General features: G+C 61.7%; 17 protein-coding genes, 5 tRNA genes and 1 other RNA gene. 6 read left to right on the forward strand and 17 right to left on the reverse strand.

Going from position 1 to position 21829, the window contains the following annotated elements:
• Positions 1 to 25: 25 nt before the first annotated feature.
• From JFX23_RS00425 to glgA, 3 genes are read right to left on the reverse strand one after another with little or no spacing between them, the layout of a single operon-like run.
• On the reverse strand, positions 26 to 454 hold the full coding sequence (locus JFX23_RS00425) for an NfeD family protein (RefSeq protein WP_005963951.1): 429 nt from the start codon (positions 452 to 454) through the stop codon (positions 26 to 28).
• A gap of 11 nt (positions 455 to 465) precedes the next feature.
• Positions 466 to 1257, reverse strand: coding sequence for an ABC transporter ATP-binding protein (locus tag JFX23_RS00430; protein WP_198774924.1), 792 nt, complete (start codon positions 1255 to 1257; stop codon positions 466 to 468).
• A 41-nt stretch (positions 1258 to 1298) separates the two neighbouring features.
• Positions 1299 to 2522 carry a glycogen synthase gene (gene glgA, locus JFX23_RS00435; RefSeq protein WP_198774925.1) on the reverse strand — a complete coding sequence of 408 codons (1224 nt, stop codon included), beginning with the start codon at positions 2520 to 2522 and terminating at the stop codon, positions 1299 to 1301.
• A 119-nt stretch (positions 2523 to 2641) separates the two neighbouring features.
• Here glgA and glgC point away from each other — a divergent pair, with 119 nt between their 5' ends.
• Both glgC and serB read left to right on the forward strand, forming a co-directional pair.
• Positions 2642 to 3880 carry a glucose-1-phosphate adenylyltransferase gene (gene glgC, locus JFX23_RS00440; protein WP_198774926.1) on the forward strand — a complete coding sequence of 413 codons (1239 nt, stop codon included), beginning with the start codon at positions 2642 to 2644 and terminating at the stop codon, positions 3878 to 3880.
• A gap of 5 nt (positions 3881 to 3885) precedes the next feature.
• Complete coding sequence (gene serB / locus JFX23_RS00445) at positions 3886 to 4575, forward strand: phosphoserine phosphatase SerB (protein WP_416153013.1); 690 nt, start codon at positions 3886 to 3888, stop codon at positions 4573 to 4575.
• A gap of 144 nt (positions 4576 to 4719) precedes the next feature.
• Here serB and JFX23_RS00450 read toward each other — a convergent pair whose 3' ends face one another.
• From JFX23_RS00450 to JFX23_RS00505, 12 genes are all read right to left on the reverse strand, one after another.
• The gene (locus JFX23_RS00450) at positions 4720 to 5307 is read right to left on the reverse strand and encodes an NUDIX hydrolase (protein ID WP_198774928.1); all 588 of its coding nucleotides are present in this window, start codon (positions 5305 to 5307) and stop codon (positions 4720 to 4722) included.
• Positions 5304 to 6413: a PrsW family intramembrane metalloprotease gene (locus JFX23_RS00455; RefSeq protein WP_198774929.1), complete on the reverse strand. Its 1110-nt coding sequence runs from the start codon at positions 6411 to 6413 to the stop codon at positions 5304 to 5306. Before JFX23_RS00455 ends, JFX23_RS00450 begins: the two co-directional genes overlap by 4 nt.
• Before the next feature lie 221 nt (positions 6414 to 6634).
• A complete protein-coding gene (gene pgsA / locus JFX23_RS00460; RefSeq protein ID WP_198774930.1) occupies positions 6635 to 7264 on the reverse strand; it encodes a phosphatidylinositol phosphate synthase in 630 nt (209 codons plus the stop codon).
• Positions 7264 to 7827, reverse strand: a complete 564-nt coding sequence (locus JFX23_RS00465; RefSeq protein ID WP_198774931.1) for an HIT family protein — start codon at positions 7825 to 7827, stop codon at positions 7264 to 7266. Before JFX23_RS00465 ends, pgsA begins: the two co-directional genes overlap by 1 nt.
• Before the next feature lies 1 nt (position 7828).
• The gene (thrS, locus tag JFX23_RS00470; RefSeq protein WP_198774932.1) at positions 7829 to 9856 is read right to left on the reverse strand and encodes a threonine--tRNA ligase; all 2028 of its coding nucleotides are present in this window, start codon (positions 9854 to 9856) and stop codon (positions 7829 to 7831) included.
• A gap of 184 nt (positions 9857 to 10040) precedes the next feature.
• Positions 10041 to 11072, reverse strand: coding sequence for a lipid II:glycine glycyltransferase FemX (locus JFX23_RS00475; RefSeq protein WP_198774933.1), 1032 nt, complete (start codon positions 11070 to 11072; stop codon positions 10041 to 10043).
• An 11-nt stretch (positions 11073 to 11083) separates the two neighbouring features.
• On the reverse strand, positions 11084 to 12331 hold the full coding sequence (locus JFX23_RS00480; protein WP_198774934.1) for a carboxylate--amine ligase: 1248 nt from the start codon (positions 12329 to 12331) through the stop codon (positions 11084 to 11086).
• Positions 12332 to 12473: 142 nt separating this feature from the next.
• Positions 12474 to 12548 (reverse strand) — tRNA-Val (locus tag JFX23_RS00485).
• 1 nt (position 12549) lies between these two features.
• Positions 12550 to 12620 (reverse strand) — tRNA-Cys (locus JFX23_RS00490).
• 39 nt (positions 12621 to 12659) lie between these two features.
• A tRNA-Gly gene (locus tag JFX23_RS00495) sits at positions 12660 to 12732 on the reverse strand.
• 61 nt (positions 12733 to 12793) lie between these two features.
• Positions 12794 to 12865: transfer RNA gene (locus JFX23_RS00500), tRNA-Val, on the reverse strand.
• A 1-nt stretch (position 12866) separates the two neighbouring features.
• Positions 12867 to 12939 (reverse strand) — tRNA-Gly (locus JFX23_RS00505).
• A 584-nt stretch (positions 12940 to 13523) separates the two neighbouring features.
• On the opposite strand from JFX23_RS00505, the gene JFX23_RS00510 reads away from it, so the two are divergent.
• Together JFX23_RS00510 and JFX23_RS00515 are read left to right on the forward strand one after the other, a co-directional pair.
• On the forward strand, positions 13524 to 14075 hold the full coding sequence (locus tag JFX23_RS00510; protein WP_198774935.1) for a DUF3000 family protein: 552 nt from the start codon (positions 13524 to 13526) through the stop codon (positions 14073 to 14075).
• 18 nt (positions 14076 to 14093) lie between these two features.
• Positions 14094 to 15323 (forward strand): HRDC domain-containing protein, encoded by a 1230-nt coding sequence (locus tag JFX23_RS00515; protein WP_198775275.1) that lies wholly within the window; start codon positions 14094 to 14096, stop codon positions 15321 to 15323.
• 15 nt (positions 15324 to 15338) lie between these two features.
• Here the strand turns inward: JFX23_RS00515 and dxs are convergent, their stop codons facing one another.
• Complete coding sequence (gene dxs, locus JFX23_RS00520; RefSeq protein ID WP_198774936.1) at positions 15339 to 17228, reverse strand: 1-deoxy-D-xylulose-5-phosphate synthase; 1890 nt, start codon at positions 17226 to 17228, stop codon at positions 15339 to 15341.
• A gap of 175 nt (positions 17229 to 17403) precedes the next feature.
• Here dxs and JFX23_RS00525 point away from each other — a divergent pair, with 175 nt between their 5' ends.
• Both JFX23_RS00525 and JFX23_RS00530 read left to right on the forward strand, forming a co-directional pair.
• Positions 17404 to 19404: a S9 family peptidase gene (locus JFX23_RS00525; protein WP_198774937.1), complete on the forward strand. Its 2001-nt coding sequence runs from the start codon at positions 17404 to 17406 to the stop codon at positions 19402 to 19404.
• Positions 19401 to 21242, forward strand: coding sequence for a chloride channel protein (locus tag JFX23_RS00530; protein WP_198774938.1), 1842 nt, complete (start codon positions 19401 to 19403; stop codon positions 21240 to 21242). Before JFX23_RS00525 ends, JFX23_RS00530 begins: the two co-directional genes overlap by 4 nt.
• Before the next feature lie 225 nt (positions 21243 to 21467).
• Here the strand turns inward: JFX23_RS00530 and rnpB are convergent.
• Positions 21468 to 21825, reverse strand: an RNA gene (gene rnpB / locus JFX23_RS00535) — RNase P RNA component class A.
• Positions 21826 to 21829: the final 4 nt, after the last annotated feature.

Below are 21829 nucleotides of genomic sequence, written 5' to 3' on the forward strand. Positions count from 1 at the left end.
ATCCTTTCACTGCGGTCAGGGGTGTTCAGAGGAAAAGTGGCTCGATGACCGCGGTCGCGCCGTCAATCCTTACAACTCGTGCTTTCGCTCCCACACCGAGGGGCTCGGAGCAGGTGGCGGACCAGACTTCACCTTGAAGGCGGACCCTGCCACCATTGGCGTCCACGGCCTCGAGGACCCTGACTTCCTCGCCAACTAAGCCTGCCGCGTTCGTCTTCACGTTCGGAGTCGATTTGTCGAGGCGAGTCTTGATCCAGGGGCGAAGCGTGAAGAGGAGCAGGGAGGACATGACAACGAAAACACCGGTTGACATGAGAGGCTCGGCGCCCGCCCAGGTTGCCGCTGACGCTCCGAGCGCACCAATGGCGAGCATGAGGAAAGTCAGATCGACGGTCGCCAGCTCAACCAATCCGAGGAGCAGGGCTCCGATCAACCACCACACAGCGAGAGACATGATCACTTCCTTCAGCTTCGCTTCAGGCCACGCGCCCACCAGCGGCCCGCGTCACAACCGGCGCTCAGTGGCAGCTCGTAGGCATGGGAAAGATTGACGCCCGTGAGCGTCTCGTCAATGGGTCCCTGGGCGATAATACGTCCCTTCGCCATGATCGCGGCGTGGGTGATCCCGGCGGGAATGTCTTCCATCTGGTGGGTGACGAGCACGACCTGGGGCGCGCGCGTACCGCTCATGATCTCCTCAAGAGCACACAGGAGTAGTTCTCGGGCCCCGAGGTCGAGGCCTGCGCCGGGCTCGTCGAGGATGAGGACCTCGGGGTCCGACATCAACGAACGCGCAAGGAGAACCCGTTGAGCCTCCCCCTCCGACAGGGTGCGGAACTCGCGCTGGGCCAGATGGGAGATCCCGAAGACCTCGAGCAGATCCTGGCAGCGCGTCTCGTCCTCGGCCTCGTATTCCTCCCCCCGGTGGACGCTGATCCCCCAGGCGGCGGTGCGCACAAGGTCGAGGACCCTCTGGCCGCCACGGATCGAGGGCGCGGAGGACTTCGAGACGAGCGCCACCCGCGTCGCCAATTCTGCAGGGTCAATCCCCTTGAGATCCTGAGAATCCAGGGTGGCGTTTCCTCTGTTCAAGGAGAGCCTGCCGGAGGCCGCGCGCACGAGCGAGGTTTTGCCCGCGCCGTTCGGGCCGAGCACGACCCAGTGCTGCCCCGTTTCGGTCTTCCAGCAGACACGATCCAGGAGGGTCGTAGCGCTCTTGACGAGTTCGGCGTTGACGAGTTCGAGCACAGCATCCATGCCCTTAGCCTACCCGCGAGGCCCGGCCTCGTCCCGAGGACTCAGACCAGCTCAAAGTACAAGGCGGCAGTCTTTGCGCCGATTGCATCCCAGGAGAAGGAGTCACGGGCTCTGGCGAGTCCAGCCTCCCCCATGCGCTTGGCGAGAGCCTCATCATCAAGGACGGCAATGAGACGTTCAGCCATGTCATGTTCGAAGCGCTCGGGGTCGAGAGGCGTGCCCGTCCCATCGGTCATTTGCTCGATCGGAACGAGATAGCCGGTCTGCCCGTCGACGATGACATCGGGGATGCCGCCGGTGGCGGTGCCGACGACGGGTAGGCCCAGGGCCATCGCTTCGAGGTTGACGATGCCGAGGGGCTCGTACACGGAGGGGGTGATGAACACATTCGCACTATCGAGGATCGCCGCTACCTCGGGTTGGGGCAGCATCTCGGAGATGAGAACCACCCCGGAGCGGGTCTCTTTGAGCTCATTGACGAGCCCGTCGACTTCAGCGGCGATCTCCGGCGTGTCGGGCGCTCCCGCACACAAGACGATCTGCACGTCCTCGGGGAGCAGGCGGGCTGCGCGCAGGAAGTGGGGCAAGCCCTTTTGACGGGTGATGCGCCCAACGAAGACGACGGTGCGCCGACTCGGGTCGATGCCGTGTTCAGCCAGGACGCGCGCTTTAAGTTCACGTCCTTCTTCCCCTTCGGGGGCCTTCCATTTTGCCAGGTCAATGCCGTTGTGGATGACTCGGACCTTCGCGGGGTCGACCTTCGGGTAGCAGCGCAGAATGTCATCGCGCATGCCATTGGAGACGGCGACAATCGCCGCTGCGGCCTCGTAAGCGGTCTTCTCCACGTACGAGGAAACGCGGTAGCCGCCGCCGAGCTGCTCGGCCTTCCAGGGGCGCAGGGGTTCGAGGGAGTGTGCGGAGATGACGTGGGGCACGCCATGGAGAAGCGAGGCGAGGTGTCCGGCGAAGTTCGCGTACCAGGTGTGGGAGTGGACGAGGTCCGTGCCCTCGCAGGCTGCAGCGATCGAAAGGTCGACGCCCAGAGTCTTCAAGGCAGCATTTGCGCCTTCGAGTTCTGCAAGCGGCGCATGTCCAGTCACTCCCGGGTCTGCGCCTTCAGTCCCCGGCTCGCGAGGGCCGTCGAAAGCCTGGACGCGAAGGTCCTCAATACGAGGACGGAGCACCTTCGCTAGTTCGAGGACGTGAACGCCAGCTCCTCCGTAGACGAAGGGCGGATACTCGCGAGTGAGCAGATCAACGCGCATGATTAGGGTCCTTTCAAGGCGGCGGGCCATCACGTCGAGCATAGCGCGTCGTGACGGCGCTCACGGGTTGCTCGGGTCGAACACCTGCGAGATTCCCTATGCACCCGTAATCTTGGACCATGGCCAAATACAACGTCCTCGCTATCGTTCTCGCTGGCGGCGAAGGCAAGCGCCTGATGCCCCTCACCGATGATCGTGCCAAGCCCGCGGTCCCCTTCGGCGGCCACTACCGGCTCATCGATTTCGCTTTGTCGAACATCGTGAACTCCGGGTATCTCAAGATCGTCGTCCTCACCCAGTACAAGTCCCACTCCCTGGACCGCCACGTCACGAAGACCTGGTACACCTCCCCGCTCCTGGGCGATTTCATCGCGCCAGTGCCCGCCCAGCAGCGCCGCGGGCCGCACTGGTACCTCGGCAGCGCCGACGCGATCTACCAGTCCTTGAACATCGTCGATGACGAGAAGCCCGACTACATCGTCATCATCGGTGCGGACAACATCTACCGCATGGATTTCTCCCAGATGGTCGATGCCCACATCGCCTCTGGTCTTCCGGCCACGGTCGCGGGAATCCGTCAACCGATCGAACTGGCCCCCGCCCTGGGTGTCATCGACTCCAAAGATGGGGTCATCAAGGAGTTCCTCGAAAAGCCCCAGAACCCCCAGGGCCTGGCGGACGATCCGACGAAGGTCCTTGCCTCCATGGGCAACTACGTGTTCACGACGAAGGATCTTGTCGAAGCCCTGCGCGCCGATGGGCACAATCCCGATTCGAAGCACGACATGGGCGGCAACATCATCCCCTGGTTCGTCGAACGAGGAGAATGCGGCGTCTACGACTTCAAGGACAATGACGTTCCAGGCTCGACCGACCGCGACCGTAACTACTGGCGAGATGTGGGTACTCTCGACGCTTACTACGACGCGAACATGGACCTCATCTCCGTCCACCCGGTATTCAACCTGTACAACCGCGCGTGGCCGACGATGACGATGATCGACGGCGCCCTGCCGCCCGCGAAGTTCGTCTACGGCGAGGAGCATTCGCGGATGGGTCATGCGGTCGACTCCTTCGTCTCGCCCGGCGTCATCATCTCCGGCGGCGAGGTCTACCATTCGATCGTTTCGCCGAACTGCTACGTCCACTCCTGGGCGCAGGTCACGGACTCCGTCGTCATGCACGGATGCCGGATCGGCCGCCACTCGGTCGTCTCGAAGGCGATTCTTGATAAGAACGTCGTCTTGGAGGAGGGTGCGACCGTCGGTCTCGACCTCGAGCATGATCGTCAGCGCGGATTCACCGTCACCGATTCGGGCATCACGATCGTCCCGAAGGGCATGGTCATCACCCGTTGAATCACCTGAACACTGAGGTCCTCCCGAACGCCGAATCGTTCGGGAGGACCTCGTTATCTCCTCATCCTCTCCTCATCGTCACGGATGTTGATTCGACCCTCATCGCGGAAGAAGTCATCGAAGAACTCGCCGAACGAGCAGGCACGCGCAGACTCGTTGCCGAGGTGACCGCCCGGGCGATGAACGGGGAGATCGACTTCGCGCAGTCCCTTCGCGAGCGCGTCGCAACCTTGAAGGGTGTGCCCGAGTCTGTCTTTGGCGAGGTTCTCGCTCAGGTCCACCCGACTCCGGGTGCCCAAGCTCTCATTGATGCTCTTCATTCGAAGGGCGGCTTCTTCGGTGTAGTCTCCGGGGGCTTCGTCGAGGTTGTCGCTCCCCTGTGCGAGCGCTTGGGAATCGATCATTTTCTTGCGAATCGCCTCGAAGTCAAAGGTGGGCGCCTAACCGGTCGGGTGCTGGGTGATATCGTCACCGCCGAGTCGAAGGTCCAGGCCCTGAGCCGTTGGGCCAAGGATCATAAGATCGACCTGTCCCGAAGCGTCGCGATCGGCGATGGCGCGAACGATGTGCCAATGATGAAGACGGCGGGTCTGGGGATCGCTTTTTGCGCGAAGCCCTCAGTCCAAGAGGCGATGGAGTATTCCCTCAATATTCGCCGCCTCGATGTCCTCATCGAGCCGCTCGGACTGTCCTGAAACGCCCCAGGTGGCGGCTTTCTTCGCCCTCCCTGAGCCCCAAGACGCGCATCGGAGTCTTCGCCGCTTAAGCTGAGGCGCGCCTCCTTGTGCGAGAGCGATCCATCAGGAGGATGCCGTTTCGGCTTTTACGCTCGAGCTTGTTCAAGATTGCGCGGCCTCGTCCATCTTCTTTGCAGGTTCTTCGCAGCTTGAACGCCTAGGAGCGCCCACCTCAATGATCCGCTTCACCACCCCATCCCAGCCTGCGAGCCACGCCCTCGCGAACTCGGTGAGGCGCCCGGGGTAGATTTCGCATTCCTCGGCGTCGATCTCATCAAGACCCCACCAGCGCTGCTCATCAATGACATCGCGTTCGAGTTCCGTCCACCCATCATCAACAAGGACGAGGCTGGTCCGGGTCCGAGCGATGAAGAACCACTCGTCCTGACGGGCAGTCACCGCGAGGAAGTCGAATTCGGCGCTCCGATAGGCGACGGGGCCCACAAGCTCCTTCTCATCAAGCCTGATGCCGGTCTCTTCGAAGAGTTCACGAACCGCAGCCTCACGAGGGCTCTCCCCCGCCATGATTCCACCGCCGATCGTGAACCACCAGCTCCGCTCGGGCTCGTCGCGGTCGTGGCCTCGGGCGAGGAGCAGGCGATCCTCCTCATCGAAAAGGACGACCCTGGCGGCCTCGCGATGAGGATAGCCCTCGGAATCCACCGGCCATTCGTCACCCAGAGCGCTCATCGTCGCCCGTGGTGGAAATGCGGGGCGGAAAGGATCTGCTGGCGATGGGCTGTCATGGAGCGCAAAACCTCCTGATCGCGCAGAACACGCAAAGGATGCGGACCGACCCTCATCTGAAGATCCTGATCAAGACCAAGAAGGGAGAGCTCGACCAGGAAAGCATTCATAATGCTTTTGCGTTCTTTACCGATCCAGCGCTTCGCGAAACGACGAGCACTCGAAGAGGAAGCCAACTCCGCTTCAGCGGGAAGGACCCAGCCGGCCACAACATAAGGGGCAAGACCTCTGCGAATCCGCAAGGCATCACGAGAGGAGATGACGAGGAGGGCGGACATCCACGCGACGAAGAGCGGTACTTCGATGAGCAGGTAGCTCAGCAGCCAGTTCTCATTGCCGATCGTGCCGAGCAGATTCCACAGGGAGTGGACGAGGATAGCGCCAAGCCAGCCAAGAATCGGAACCATGATGCGTGCGCCTGGGTTCTTCGCTCGCACGACCGCCCACGCAAGTGCAAAGCCGCTCAGGGAAGTCGCCATCGGATGAATGAAAGGACTGAAAACTCCGCGCATGATGACAGTGAGTGTGAGCATCGCAGCCGACTCTTGCGAAGCCTCGATGAAGTACTGCATATTCTCAATGAATGCGAAGCCCGCTCCAATGACCCCCGCGTAGACGATCCCGTCAACGATGGAGTTGATTTCATTGCGCCGCCAATACACCACGAGGAGCACGCCCAGCCCCTTCATGGTCTCCTCAACGACGGGTGCGACTGTGACCGCAGTGAAAGCCATCGCACTGTATTCATCCTGGAGTCGAAGGCTCGCGCCGACATAGGCGAAAGAATTGGCGAAGGACGCGCCAATGATCGCAACCCCTGCTCCCCACATGAAGGCGGCGACAAGGGTCTGCGGGGGTTCTCTCTCCCATCGGTCGAGGTAGATGAAAAGGGTGAGGACCGCAACGAGGGGGCCGATTGCGAGGAATGCAACGAGCCCGACGGTGAGCACATTGGACAGGAGGACATAACCGATCACGGAGAATTCGACACAGAACAAACCGATGATGCCCAAGACGAGTTCGAAGACCGGAATGGCAGGTGAAGGCACACGAGGAAGCGCCCATGCGGGGGGCGGAGCCGTGGGTGCCTGCCTGGTGTAGGCAAAGTCCGGATGGGCAGCTAAGTTCGGGCGCTGAAAAGGCGCGCCTGGTCCGCTGGGCTCAGCGGAGTGCGGGAAAGCGTGATCCCCTCCGCCTCCGTTTAGGCCGTTTGGGATCGTTCCTTGGCCTTTCATTCGTCCTCCTCGGGGCGAGAGGTTATTCCCCCACGTCACGCCTGAGTCTCCTCTTTCACGGTCTTGGCGGTGAAGATGATCCTTTGGATGACTGTGATGAAAGAAGCGAAGGCAACCCATCCAAGACCGATGACGAGCCACCACGCACCCCATCCACAGTCGGTGAATACGGCGCTGAGGAGGCCGATCAGGAGACGGTCGGTCCTTTCTGCGATCCCCAGTTTCGCTTCGACCCCAATGGACTCGGCGCGCGCCCTCGCGTAGGGAACCGTCCCCGCGCCAACAATCGCTGCAAGCCCGAATCCGATCGCAAGAGTGCGTGGGAGTCCTTCGGGAAAAGAGAAAACCACCCAGGCTGTGAGCGAAGCGAAAACAGCACCATCTGCGATGCGGTCGAGAGTCGAGTCCAAGAAGGCTCCGAATCGCGTTCCGCCGCTCGTCATCCTCGCCAAAGTGCCGTCCACAGAATCTGCGAAGAGGACGAGGGCGAGGGCGAGGGCCCCCTGCCAGACGTACCCGAAAGGCAAAGTGGATACGGCGATCCCCACCGAGAGCAGTGTTCCCGTGACCGTCACCTGATCTGGAGTGATCCCCGCTTTGGCGAGGAGACGCGCAAACGGGGTGAAGACCCTTCGGGTGATGGAGCGCCCGTGGTTGCCGAGCATCACTTCTCCTTCGGCCAGGCCGCAGCCAGGCGCGAGCGTGCATCCTCGAGGAGTTCAGGAACGGCTTTCGTCCTCGCAATGATCGGAAGGAAGTTCGCGTCCCCGAGCCAGCGGGGCACGATGTGCTGGTGAAGGTGAGCGGCGATACCTGCGCCCGCGACCTCGCCCTGATTCATGCCGATGTTGAAACCTTGGGGTTTGGCCGTTTCCTTCTCGACGAGCATCGCTTGCGCGGTGAGCTCGCCGAACTCGATGCGTTCTTCCTCGTTCAAGTCCGTGTAGTAGGAGACGTGACGGTAGGGGCAGACGAGAAGGTGGCCCGAGTTGTAGGGGAAGAGGTTCATGATGACGAAGCAGCTTTGACCCCTATGGACGATGAGGCCCTCCTCGTCCGTTTTTTCGGGGGCGGCGCAAAAGGGGCATTGAGCGTCACTCGAATCGCTGGGTTTGCCCTCCCGGTGGATGTAGGCCATCCGGTAGGGCGTCCAGAAGCGATTGAATCCGTCGGGCACGCCCGCAAGAGTGCGGGCGTCCTCGGTCGGGAGGGGCTCTTCGAGGGACATCTCAGGCCCCGGTCTCGAACAGATCAGCATTGTTTCGGCTCGCGATGTGGCGGTGGATGCGCTCCACGGCCTCCTCGACGGGCACACCATTGTCCTGGGAGCCGTCGCGGAAGCGGAAGGAAACAGCTCCAGCTTCGACGTCCTCGCCACCGGCGATGAGAATGAAGGGGACCTTCTCCTTCGTGGCGTTGCGGATCTTCTTGCCGAAGCGGTCGTCCGAATGGTCGACCTCGACGCGGACCCCTCGGGCGCGCAACTTCGAGGCGAGCTCAAAGCAGTAGTCGTCGAAAGCATCGGCAACCGGGACGATCTTGACCTGGACCGGACTAAGCCAGGCCGGGAATGCGCCCGCGTAGTGTTCGGTGAGCACGCCGATAAAACGTTCAACAGAGCCGAGCTTGGCGGAGTGGATCATGATGGGACGCTGATGGGTGCCATCGGCGGCCGTGTACTCGAGGTCGAAACGTTCGGGCTGGTTGAAGTCGTACTGGATGGTCGACATCTGCCAGGTGCGCCCGATGGCGTCCTTCACTTGGACGGACACCTTTGGTCCGTAGAAGGCGGCGCCGCCCGGATCGGGGACGGTCTGAAGTCCGGAGGCTTCGCAGGCATCACAGAGGGCCTTGGTCGCGCTCTCCCAGTCCTCGTCAGAGCCGATGAACTTGTCCTTGTGGGCACCTTCGGTATCGCGAGTGGAGAGTTCGAGGTAGAAGTCGTCCAAGCCGAAGGCCTTGAGGATCGACAAGAAGAAGTCGATCTGCTTGCGGATCTCCTCGCCCGCCTGTTCGGGGGTGCAATAGGTGTGCGAATCGTCCTGAGTGAATCCGCGCATGCGGGTCAGACCGTGGACGACACCGGACTTCTCGTAGCGGTAGTCGTGTCCCATTTCGAAGAAGCGGACGGGCAGTTCACGGTAGGAGCGTCCTCGTGAGCGGAAGATGAGGTTGTGCATCGGGCAGTTCATGGCCTTGAGGTAGTACTCCTGGCCTGCCTTCGTGATGTTCCCCTCCTTGTCGCGCTCCTCATCGACGTTCATCGGGGGGAACATCGTGTCCGCGTAGTAGGGCAAGTGACCGGAGGTGTGGAAGAGCCCGCCCTTGGAGATTTCTGGGGTGTGCACGAAGTCGAAGCCGAACTCCATGTGGCGTTCGATCACGTACTTCTCGATCTCGTGGCGCAGCATCGCGCCCTTCGGGTGGAAGACGACGAGGCCGGGGCCGATCTCCTCGGGGAAGGAGAAGAGGTCGAGCTCTGTTCCGAGTTTGCGGTGGTCACGTTTGGCGGCTTCGGCCATGCGGTCCTGGTAGGCCTTGAGGTCCTCCTTCGACGCCCAGGCGGTTCCGTAGATGCGTTGGAGGGAGTCGCCGGACTGATCGCCCTTCCAGTAGGCGGAGGAGGACTTCGTCAGGGCGAAGCCATTGCCGATGAGTCTCGTGGAGGGCAGGTGCGGGCCTCGGCACAGGTCTTTCCATGCGACGCTTCCGTCACGGCGCACATTGTCGTACATGGTCAGCCCGCCTGCGCCAACCTCGACATTCGCTCCTTCAGCGCCTTTGCCCTTGGTGGTGACGAGTTCAAGCTTGTAGGGCTGCTCGGCGAGTTCGATGCGCGCCTCCTCCTCGGTGATGGTCCGGCGCCTAAAACGCTGCCCCTCTTTTACGATGCGCTTCATACGCTTTTCGAGTTCGCGCAAGAGCTCGGGGGTGACCGCGTCAATATTGCCGAAGTCGTAGTAGAAGCCGTCGGTGATGAAGGGCCCGATTCCGAGGTTCACATCGGGGAACATGTCCTGAACGGCCTGAGCGAGCACGTGGGTTGTGCTGTGGCGGAGAATGTCGAGTCCCTCCGGGGAGTCGAGGGTGATCGCCGTAACCTCGCAATCGGCCAGGAACGTGGAGTCGAGGTCGATGGGGGTACCGTCGACCATGATCGCGACAACGTCCTTGCGGTTCTCATACCAGGTCGTGCCCGTGGTGCCAGTCGCAACGCTCTGTTTCACTCCGTCGATGACGAGCTCGATCTCGGGCACGAGGTCCTCCTTATGGTTGGTGATTCCAGGCTCCCGAAAGTCTACTCGTTCGACTCCCCCTTCTCCGAGTTCACCCAGCCTTGCGCACCGACAAGAGTCGATCCGAAGACGTGTAGGCGGGCACTCAGAGTCTGCCCCCTCCCCTTGCCCGAGTAAAAGTCACCGGGCAAGGGTCGGATGGGGCTTAGCGAGAGGAGGAGGGCTTTGTCAGTGTGCGCTTGACTCCCATAAGGGTGCGCACCAGCTGGTACTGCGCGGTCGAGACCGGCAGATCCCAGGCTCCTGCGACATCGGTGAAGGATTGGGCGAAACTGCGCTTGTACTTTCCGACGGTGAAGAGTTCGGGGACACGAACCGAATGGGCACCGCGAAGATCAAGGCCCGTGTAGCCCTCGGATCCGAGGAGGACCGCGAGTTCGAAGTCGAGGAGCACGGGGGCGCCCATCTGGCGCGAACGAGCCGTCGAAGCACCGTATTCCGCCTGTGCTTTCTTGCCGTTGAGCAAGACGAGATCCCAGCACAAAAGCTCGCCCTCGCCGTCGCGCGCGACGAACAATCTGGCGTGCTCCTCACCGAGACTGGAGAGCAAATCCGAGTAGGTTTCACTCACGTGCGGACGGAAACCGTCGCGCTCAGCGGTCTCCACCATGACCCGATAGTATTCGGAGAAATCGTCGCGAGCCTTGTCCGTCTCCTCCACGATCTGCACTCCCGCAGCTTCACACTTCTTCACTGCTCGGCGCACAGAGCGCTTGCCGTCATTGGGCATTGAAGCAAGGACCACTTCACGCTCGCCCTTGGCGCAGTCGATGATGACCGTCCGGTCGTAGGTGATCGTCTGGAGGACATCTTCGAGTTCGGGGGCGCTATACCACGCGTGCAGGCGCACGAAAACGATGCCCCGGTCCTTTTTACGGACCCATTCGACAAGATCGCGGCGAAATGCCACCTCGCGATCCGGTGTCGCCTCCTTGATCCACACCGGACCGTTCTTCGCCCACAGGTATCGCCAGGAGCGCAGGCGGTGCTCGTAGAGGGCGATGACGGCGAGGCACTTCTCGCCCTCGTACCAGCCGAGTAGGCCCCACAGGCTGTGACCTTGAGTAGTGGCGAATGCCTCCCAGTGTTCGGACTGCTCAACGGGCAGACCCCCGATTCCTGAGGCTGCGCGCCTCATGTCCTCGGCCGAGAGTTCTCGAATCTGCGTCGTGGGCATACTGGATCCTTTCAGAACGACCGATCGGTCGCCTCGGGGTAGTAGCGGGCGAATTTTCGATGATGGTTGAGTTTTTGCAGGCGAATCGTGAGATTTCGCCGAAGGTCCTTCTCCACGGGATTGAGGAGAGGATCGAAGCGGAGCCCCGAACGGATGAGTCCCTTCACATGGGCGCGCAGCGAGTCCTCCCGAATGTACTTGAGGAGCAGGGAGTCTGGGACCATCGAGTAGAGAATCTCACGACTGATCCTCCCTGGTTCGACCCGGCGGTGCTCAACGAGGTCGGCGACCATGACTGTCATCGGGTTGAGTCCGGCGGCGCTCATATACCAGTTGTTGCGCCCGATGCGCGGGTTGACTTCGAAGAAGACCGCCCGACCATCACGAGGGTCAATCTTCACGTCGAAATTCGCAAAACCACGGTAGCCGGAGGAGGTGAGGAGGCGTTCAGCCGCGTCCCACAGCGCTGGGAAATCCTCCGTGATCATCGCGACGGGGTTGCCGATCATTGTTGGGGCGTGATCTTCGAGGAGGACGCGCGCCGAACCGATGAGGGTCACCTCCCCGTGCGAATCCACGTAGGCGGTGATGGAACGCATCGCCGTATTGTCCCCGGGGATGAGTTCTTGGACGAGGAAGACGTCGTCAAAGCCTGCCCGGGCGAGCATCTCCCACAGTTCTTCGAGCTGCTCAGCGGACTCGATGAACCAGATCTTGCGTTTTCCTTCGAAGTGGAGGCGATCATAGGGCTCGCCCTTCGCGGCCTTCGCGACCACGGGGAAGGCGAAAGGGATCTCGGGCGGGCGCCAGTTCTCGTCGTAGTGAGCGAAATCAGCTTCAACGCTTCTGGGCGTGTCAATGCCGAGCTGCGCACAGGCGCGGGCGAACCCCGCTTTATCCGTCAGCTGGTCGATGATCTCCTGGGAGGGGAAGGGCAAGGCGTAGACGCGGGCGAGGGCGTCGAAGTTTCGTGCGATGAAACTCGAGTGCAGATCATGATTCGCCATGAGCACCAGCTCTCGGCCCTCGTTCGCTTGGGCAATGGCGAGGAGCGTAGCGAGCAGGTCGGCATCTGAGATTCCGGCTGTGATGTGGTGGACATCGAAGAAGTTCGAGCGGGTAATGGCCACAGCCGGCGAGTTCGACACGCACAGGCACCGACAGCCGAAAGCCTCGTTGAAAGAGCGGCCGATCCCGTAGACGCCGAAGTCTCCTCCAAGAATGACGGGCAGGAGCGCTGTTGAAGCGTTCGAGGGCATGACACCACCTTGATTGATGAGAGGACAGCCGATTGAGCGCCCCAGCTAAGGATATGGGGCCTGAGCCTGATCCAGCCCGAGGATCGGCAGCGATGAATCAAAATGAGAGAAAAACCCGGAACCGATGGCTCCGGGTTTTCTCTGGTGGGCGATACTGGGATCGAACCAGTGACCTCTTCCGTGTGAAGGAAGCGCGCTACCCCTGCGCCAATCGCCCGAGGTGGGTACGGGATTCGAACCCGTGTATACGGCTTTGCAGGCCGCTGCCTCGCCTCTCGGCCAACCCACCATGTTCTCACCGGAACCGCGTGGGAGTCCGGATTCAACGAGCGGATGACGGGACTCGAACCCGCGACCCTCACCTTGGCAAGGTGATGCTCTACCAACTGAGCCACATCCGCGACTGATCGTTATGCGATCTGTGGAAATACCTCGTCGAGTCCGAAGGAACCGGAACGACAGTGGGCGATACTGGGATCGAACCAGTGACCTCTTCCGTGTCAGGGAAGCGCGCTCCCGCTGCGCCAATCGCCCGAGCGGATGACGGGACTCGAACCCGCGACCCTCACCTTGGCAAGGTGATGCTCTACCAACTGAGCCACATCCGCGTCTCGCTCCGCTCCCCGAAGGGCTCGTTGCGAACAGGGAAAACACTAACAGGCATTTGAGGAAAAGGCGAAATTGAGAGCGAGTTACCCGTGTCACAAGCGGGTGAAAAGTGCAAGATTCCGCGGTTTTCGCGCCGACCGAAACTCTTGGGCAGTTCCGCCTGCGCTTCGAGCGAGCACAAGGTTTTCACCTTCGAAGACGAGCTTGCTGGAACTCAAAGAGCGATCAGAAGCGGACCTTTCCACAGCTGCCGTGATGCACGCTCGTTCCTGGGGTGAAACGATGAGGTACAACAGTCTTAGCGAATGTGTGGTGACACGCACTCATGCTCAGGCAGGAAGCCCTCTACAGCCTTAACACAACCTTCGACACCGTGACGCACACCCTGGCAGGTATCGATGGCACGAACACCGCCAATTACTGGAAAGGGTGACGCACGCCCACCCGGGTAGGAGACTCCTGCCCCCGCTTGCTTATGGCCACAAGCACCCCCGGCCGCTTTTGAGCGCCGATTCACAGCTCATCTGCTCCGGGGGCGGCGCGCCGGAGGAGGCTGAGAGCCTAAGAATCGTAATCTGAGGCGGTGGACGAGCACGCACTGCCCGATGACTTCGTTCAGGCTCTGCTCAGCCTGCGCGAAGCACCCTGCCACCCCAAAGTCGTTCTCGCAGAGGCTCCCGGCCCCTCCAGGCTCGCGCCTTACACAGCGGCGATCGTCATGCGGACCCTCGATGAAGAATTCGACGAGCCCTTAGCCACTGGACGTTTCGTGATCCTCTATGACCCCGAGGGCAGCCCCGGTTGGAACGGCACCTTGCGCCTCGTCGCCCAATTCCGCAGCCATATCGACCCTGAAATGAGCGCAGATCCTCTCCTCGCAGAAGCCCTGTGGGCGTGGACGGACGAATGCCTCACTGAAGCCGGAGCCGACTACCACGACCTCAGCGGTACAGTCACCCGGGAAATCTCCGAATCCTATGGGGGCCTCGTTTTGCGAGGCTCCACAATGAATGTTGAAATGCGGGCCTCGTGGACGGCCGCCTCCTGCGCCCTCGGCGAACACCTCAACGCGTGGACGGATGTCATGCTGCGAACCTGCGGGGTGTCGTCCCAACGTTTCCTCGAAGGAGTGTGAGGCGTGAGAATCGCCAATATGGATGGGCTTCCCCTCGGGGACACCGAAAACCCCGAGCTCATCGTCACCCCGCGCGGCGGCGTGCCCGCCGTCATCGACACCCCCGATCATTTGAAGCGCGCCGCCAGAGCCCTGAAGAAGGGGCGCGCACCCGTCGCCCTCGATGTGGAACGCGCCCAAGGATTTCGATACGGTAACGATCCTTATCTCGTGCAAATCCGCCGCGAAGACGTCGGCACCTATCTCATCGACACGCACGCCCTCACAGACCTCACGATCTTGAACGAAGGCCTGAAAGAAACGTGGCTCCTGCACGATGCGGCGCAGGATCTGCCCAATCTTCGTCAACTCGGGCTCGAACCGCCCCTGCTCTTCGACACGGAGATCGCGGCGCGACTCATCGGCTTGGAACGCTTCGGATTGGCCGCGGTGTGCGAACAGGTCCTCGGCCTTGGCCTCGTGAAAGATCACCAGGCCTCCGACTGGTCGCTGCGCCCGCTGCCCAAGGACTGGCTGCGCTATGCGGCGCTCGACGTTGAACTTCTCACCGAGTTGTATCGCAGGCTCTCGCACCGTTTGGATCAACTTGGCCGCTGGGAGTGGGCCGTCGAAGAATGCGCATATATTGCTTCGCTTCCCGCGCCAAAACCGAAGAAGGAGAAGTGGCGTTCCCTTCCTGGGGCTGGGAAGATCCGCAATCGCCGTGGTCTCGGTGTTCTTGAGGCCCTGTGGAGGACTCGCGAGGAGATCGCACAGGACATCGACCTCGCTCCGGGGCGTCTCGTACGCAATGCTGCTCTTGTTCGAGCTGCGATGGTACCCCCGCGCAATAGACGCTCCCTTTTGCAGATCAATGAGTTCCGCTCCCCCGTTGCCCGCCCCTACACCGATCAGTGGCTACGAGCAATCACTCGGGTGATGACCGCCTCAGAGGAAGAGCTTCCCGAAGTGAAGAAGCCTCGCGCTCCAGGTGCCATCCCTGAGCCCCGCTCTTGGGCGCGCATCGACGAGGACGCGGCCCAACGTTTGCAGGTGGTCCGCACCGCCCTCCTGAAAGTGTCAGAGCGGATCGGCATTGCGCCCGAGGTGATTCTCGAGCCGAGGATTCAACGCTTTGTCGCGTGGGCACCCCTGGAGGTGAATCGTCCCTCCGGGGATGAGATTGAGGAACGCATGTACGAGCAGGGGGCGAGGAACTGGCAGATGGACTTGTGCCTCGACCCGCTCGCCGACGCCCTCGAGGGGTGAAAGTGAGGCGGGGCCTCAGCCCGCCCGCACATCACCCAGGCTTTCACGCACGCGCTGGGCAATCGACTCTGGATCCAGGCCGAGGGCAGCGAGAATATCCGAGCGATCCCCATGCTCGAGGAATGTCTTCGCAATGCCGAGCGTGAGCACCCGAGTTCCCACGCATTTGTCACGCAGGGCCCATCCGAAGCCGCCATCGACGAGGCCATCTTCAATAGTGACAACAAGATCAGCGTCTTTGGCGCATTCGAGCAGTCCTTCTTTCAGGGGAAGCACTCGAATCGGATCGACGACCCGGACCCGAATGCCCTGCTCTTCCAAGATACGAGCCGCTTTCAAGCCCGAAGGAGCGAGAGCCCCCGTCGCAACGACAAGCACATCAACTGCGCCCGGATCAGGTTCGGAAAGGACATCGACTCCTCCCACGGCGCGCAGCGCGGGCATCGCCTCGGGAAGAGATCCCTTGGGATAACGCACCACCGTGGGCCGATCCTCGGCCGCGATGGCCAAACGAAGTGAGTGGCGCAAGCTCGCCTCATCGCGCGGAGCGTAGAGTTCAAGCCCGGGGATGATCTGGCACATCGCAATATCCCACATGCCGTTATGCGAAGCACCATCAACCCCGGTGACCCCAGCCCGGTCGAGCACGATCGTCACCCCCGCCTGATGCAGGGCGACATCCATGAGGAGCTGATCGAAAGCCCTATTGAGGAAGGTCGCGTAGAGGGCGACAACCGGGTGCGCGCCCTCGTAAGCCATTCCCGCAGCCGAGGCGAGCGCTTCTTGCTCCGCGATACCAACATCCACAACCCGCTCGGGGAACTCCTTCTTCATCGGAGCCAAGCCAACGGGCTCCATCATTGCGGCGGTGATCCCCACCACCTTCGAGTTCTCTCGAGCGATTTTCACAATCTCTTCAGCGAAGACGCTCGTCCAGCCGAATCGGGCGGGAGCGACCGGCAAACCCGTCTCAGGGTGGATCGGGCCGACGGCGTGGAATCGGTCGGCGATGTCCTCTTCCGCGGGCGTGTAGCCCCTGCCCTTTTGGGTAATCGCGTGCAGGATCACCGGACTGTGCTGCGTTTTTGCGAGCATCAGTTCGTTTTCGAGGGCGACGATGTCGTGTCCGTCGACCGGGCCGAGATACTTCAAGCCGAGATCTTCGAACATGACCTGTGGGACAAGAGCGTCCTTGAGTCCCGTCTTGACGGCGTGCAAAGCATCAAAAGCCGCTCGCCCCGGTTCCCCGAGGGAGAGGAGTTGGCGCTTGCCCCAGGACAGAGCACGCTCATAGCCTTCGGAGGTCCTGAGCGCATCAAGGTGAAGCGCAAGCCCCCCGATAGTCGGAGCATAAGAACGCCCATTGTCGTTGACAATGATGAGGACACGCCGATCCTTCGAAGCGGCGAGGCGGTTGAGCCCCTCCCAGGCCATTCCGCCCGTCAGAGCACCATCACCGATGATCGCGATTGTCCAGGAGTCGTCCCCTTGGCGTCGCTTCTCCACAGAGATCCCATCGGCCCAGGCGATTGAGGAGGAGGCGTGCGAAGATTCGAGGACGTCATGAATGGATTCTTCGCGACTCGGATAGCCCGAAAGACCGCCCGCTTCGCGCAAACGCGTGAAATCCTTACGGCCCGTGAGCATTTTGTGCACATAGGACTGGTGTCCGGTGTCGAAAACGAAGGTGTCCTTCGGGGATTCAAAGACCCGGTGCAAGGCGATTGTCAGTTCGACGACTCCAAGATTCGGGCCGAGATGCCCGCCCGTCTTCGAGACGGAGGAGATGAGAAACTCGCGAATCTCGCGGCAAAGATCAACGAGTTCGGTCGGCGTGAATGCCTGAAGATCCGAGGGCGATTCGATCCGGTCGAGCAGACCGTGTTCCTCTTCCTTCGTGTGCATGATTCGGATTCTAACGGTCCAATGCCGATCCGGAGGAATGGAGCATTCCGCTCGCCCCGCTCGGCACCTGATGATGGAAGCTTCCGACGAGCAGCCGACCGCGCAGGACTTCATCCGACTAGGATGTGCATCACGAAGCGAAAGACACTTCGAAGCGTTCTTCCAAGGAGGAAGTATGTCCGTGAACGTCGCTCCTTACGGCGAGTGGAAGTCCCCTATTACCGGTGAATCCTTCACGGCGAGGAGCGTGACCCTATCTCAGGTCCGAGTCGACGGTCCGGACACCTACTGGGTCGAGGGCCATCCCAAAGAGGATGGACGAGGAACCCTCCTGTGCCGCTCCGCTTCGGGCGTCACCTCCGAGGTCCTCCCCCTCATTGACGGCGTCCGCCTTCCCGATGTTCGCACCAAGGTCCACGAGTACGGCGGACGCGCCTACGCGGTCCTTGACGGCTTCGTCGTCTTCTCAGACGGTTTTGACTCGCGTGTCTACCGTTTCGACTCGAAAGATCCGCATCGAACGGTCACCCCGCTGACGACCCTGTCGAAATCGCGTTTCGGTGACTTCGAAATAGACGAGGTCCGGGGCCTCGTCTACGCCGTAAGAGAAGACCACTCGGGGGTCGGCGACCCCGTCAACACCCTCGTCGCAATCCCCCTCGATGGGAGCGCCGCCAGAGATGACTCCGCAATCATCACTGTTTTCGAAGGCACTGACTTCGTCGCCTCCCCGGTGATCTCCCCCGATGGCACGAAGCTCGCCTGGTTGAGCTGGAATCAGCCGGAAATGCCCTGGACGCGCAGTGCCCTGCATGTGGGCGCCCTCGACTTTGAAGGCCGAATCGGGGTTTCCACGGTCCTCGTCGATACGCCGGATGTGTGCGTGTACGAGCCGCGTTGGACCCTCGATGGCGACCTCATCCACGTTGATGACACGACCGGTTGGGCGAATCTTTTCCGCACGGAGGGCTTCGCCTGGCATGAGGGGGATCCTGCGGATGCGTGGGTGTCGAAGACGCGCACCCGGGCCCTGCATCCGGGTACTCAGGCCTTCTCCCACCCGCATTGGCAACTCGGCCTGCATTCCTACGACAACTTCGACAACAACTATCTCGTGTGCTCATGGGCCGAAGACCTCACCTGGCACATTGGTGCGGTCTCCATCTCTAATGGTTTGGCTGAGGAATGGGCGACCGGCTGGTGGCCCATCGGCAATGTGGCCTCCGCTGATGGGCGCGTCGTCTTCCTCGCAGACTCTGCGACCCATACTCCCGCGATCGTGGAGGTCAAGAACGGCAAGACGAGCATCATCCGTCCCTCCTCAGAAGCGGAGATCCCGCCCTCGTTGATCTCCCCCGCTCAGATCGTGTCTTGGCCGACCTCGGATGGCGCCCTCGCCTACGGCTTCTACTATCCGCCGAAGAACCCCGAGTTCCAGGCCCCCGCTGAGGATCTGCCTCCGCTCATCGTCAACGTCCACGGTGGCCCGACCTCCTCGACCCGCCCGGGATTGTCGGTTCCGACCCAGTATTGGACGAGTCGCGGCTTCGCGGTCCTCGACGTCAACTACCGTGGTTCAACCGGTTTTGGCCGCGCCTACCGTGAACGCCTCAACGGGAACTGGGGCGTCATGGATGTGCAGGACTGTGCGGACGGCGCGAAGTCTTTGATCGAACGCGGGCTCGCCGACCCGAAGCGCATCGCGATCCGTGGCGGCAGTGCTGGAGGCTTCACCACTCTCAATGCTCTGGTCCGATCTGATGTCTTCACCGCGGGCACCTCCTTCTATGGGATCGCCGATTTGAAGATGCTCGAGGCGGAGACCCACAAGTTCGAGGCCGGTTATTCTTTCCGTCTCCTCGGCTCTTCCGATTTGTCCGATCCGGTCTGGGAGGATAGATCCCCCCTTTTCCACATCGACGAGATCACGGCTCCGCTCCTGCTCCTGCAGGGTGCTGATGACCGTGTCGTCCCGCCGAGCCAGGCGCACGCCATGTATGACGCGCTCGTCGCGAAGGGCAATGCCGTCGCTGTGAAGATCTACGAGGGCGAAGGGCACGGTTTCAGGCGCGCAACAACGATCCGGGATGCCTGGGCCGCTGAACTCGCCTTCTACTCGCGGGTCTGGGGACTGGATGTGGAGGTCGAATCCGACCTGGTCGTCACGAACCTGTGAACACTGAGCTCCCACGCTTGAAGGGCCTCGAAGCCTTCGGGGCCCTTCTTGGGCGGCATCGTTTCCTCATCGGCCTCGTCGCGGCTCTCGTTGGCGCGGTCGTCGGAGGTGCTGCCGTCCTCTTTAACCTCATGATCCGAGGCTGGACCTGGGTGTCGACGGGCTATGAGGAGTACACGACGCACACAGGCGCCCCTCATGGTGTTCTCGGGATCGCCTCGTGGGTGTTCCTCCTTCTCTCCCCTGTGATCGCAGCCCTCATCTACGGGCCTCTCGTCCAAAAGTTCGCTCCCTCGGCGCGCGGGCACGGGATCCCCGAGGTGATGCTCGCAGTGAGGCGCAAGGGTGGGAAGATCCCGGGGCGCATCGCCTTCATCAAACTCATCGCCTCCTCCCTCACGATCGGTTCTGGTGGCTCTGCGGGAAGGGAGGGGCCGATCGTCCAGGTCGGCGCTTCCATTGGTTCCTCCTTGGCTTCGAGTCTTCGTCTCCCTCCCTCCAGGGTCGTGCTCCTCGCCTCTTGCGGCGCCGCCGGCGGTATTGCCGCGACCTTCCACGCGCCTCTTGCGGGCGCGGTCTTCGCCCTCGAAGTGATTCTGACGAGTTTTTCGGCGGAGACCTTCGGCTATGTCGTTATCTCCTCGGTGATGGCTTCCCTTGTCGCCAGGGCTCTTCAAGGCGATGAGGCTGTGGTGCGCGTCGGCGGGGATTTGACTTTCACGCATCTTGCGGACATGTGGTGGGTCGTCGTTCTCGGCCTCGTCACAGGCCTGGCCGGTTTGGGTTTTTCAAAACTCCTCTACGCGGTCGAAGACCTCATTGACGTCCTGTGGAAGCCCTTGCATCTTCCCGAATGGTCGCGCCCCGCCGTCCTCGGGATTGTTCTCGGCATCGGCCTCCTGGTCTTCCCCGAAATGTACGGCTCGGGGTATCCAATCCAAGAGGCCGCGATCGCTGGAGAGTATTCACTCGGCTTCCTTCTCCTACTCGTCTTGGGGCGTGCGCTGTACACCTCTTACACGATCGGCATTGGTGGTTCGGGAGGTGTTTTCGCGCCGACCCTTTTCATCGGTGCGGCCGCTGGCGCCGCTTTCGGGCAGCTCATCGCTCCCCTGACGAATACTCCTGCCGCAGTATTCGCCGTCATCGGGATGGGTGCCGCTTTCGCCGGTGCCGCCCGCGCCCCCATGACGGCGGTGCTCATCATTGTGGAAATGACCGAACAATATTCGCTCATTTTGCCGATGATGCTTGCCGTGGTCCTCGCCACTGGGATCTCCCGTTTCCTCACGCGCGCAACGATTTACACGGAAAAGCTGCGGCGCCGCGGCGATATTCTCGACGATCCCGTGGATTCGACGCTCCTGGGGCCTCGGCCTGTACGTGAATGGATGGGGCAAGTCCCCGATTCTCTTCTCGCCTCAACGAGTATTGGTCGGGCGATTTCGAAAATGCGCGCTGCACACCTATCCGATCTGCCCGTGGTCGATGAGGATGGGCGTTACCTCGGGCTCGTGTCCGCAATCGATCTTGCTTTGGCCCGCCAAGCGGATTCGGGCCTGGACACTCCCCTGTCGGCGCTCGAGTTGTCCGCCCCTGTGGTCTGTCCTGATGAGCGTGCCAGTGTCGTCTTGTCGAGACTCCACTCGGCGAATTCTTCTGGCCTTCCGGTCGTCGATGCCAACGCCCAGATCATCGGCTGGGTCTCTCAGGGTGATCTTGTGGAAAGGATGCACCGGGATCAATTGCGCGCCCTTGCGGCACGTACGCAGTCTTCTTTCGGTTCCCGTTGGCTTGAGCGCCACAGACGCTCAGCGCGGTCCCACCACCTCCAGTAACCTTTCCCGGCTACGGACACTGGGAATGCCAGCCTCGCCACGCCCGCTGAGAACCCCGCCCTGGGCCGCTCGGTGAACTCCACTCCGCTCTTTTCTCAGCGGAGAGTTCATCTTTCGAATGACATGGGGCTGTGCACATTCTCGCGATTCTGCGGGGCGATGGGGACGAGAGGCGGTTGAAGCGCTGATGCTGCTCAGTGAGCCTGGCGCGCAGAGAAATGAGAACGGATGAGCCGGTCTGTACGCCGGGTTCTGTACCGTCGAAGACGGTGGCGACCATCTCTCTAGGACCCGCGTTACCACGGGCCTCAAGCGACCTACCCGCAGGACGGGGACGGGCCATCCGCTGCCTGCTGCTCGGTCTTGCTCCGGGTGGGGTTTTCCAAGCCGATCCGGTCACCCGAACCGCTGGTGGGCTCTTACCCCACCGTTTCACCCTTGCCTCGGGCCCAAACCCCAGGCGGTCTATTCTCTGTGGCACTATCCCTCGGGTCACCCCGGGTGGCTGTTAGCCATCACCCTGCCCTATGGAGCCCGGACGTTCCTCGGGAGGTTTCCCTCACGCGGCCGCCCGACCGACTCATCCG

Origin of the sequence: Schaalia cardiffensis, from assembly GCF_016405145.1 — a bacterium.
GTDB lineage: Bacteria > Actinomycetota > Actinomycetes > Actinomycetales > Actinomycetaceae > Pauljensenia > Pauljensenia cardiffensis.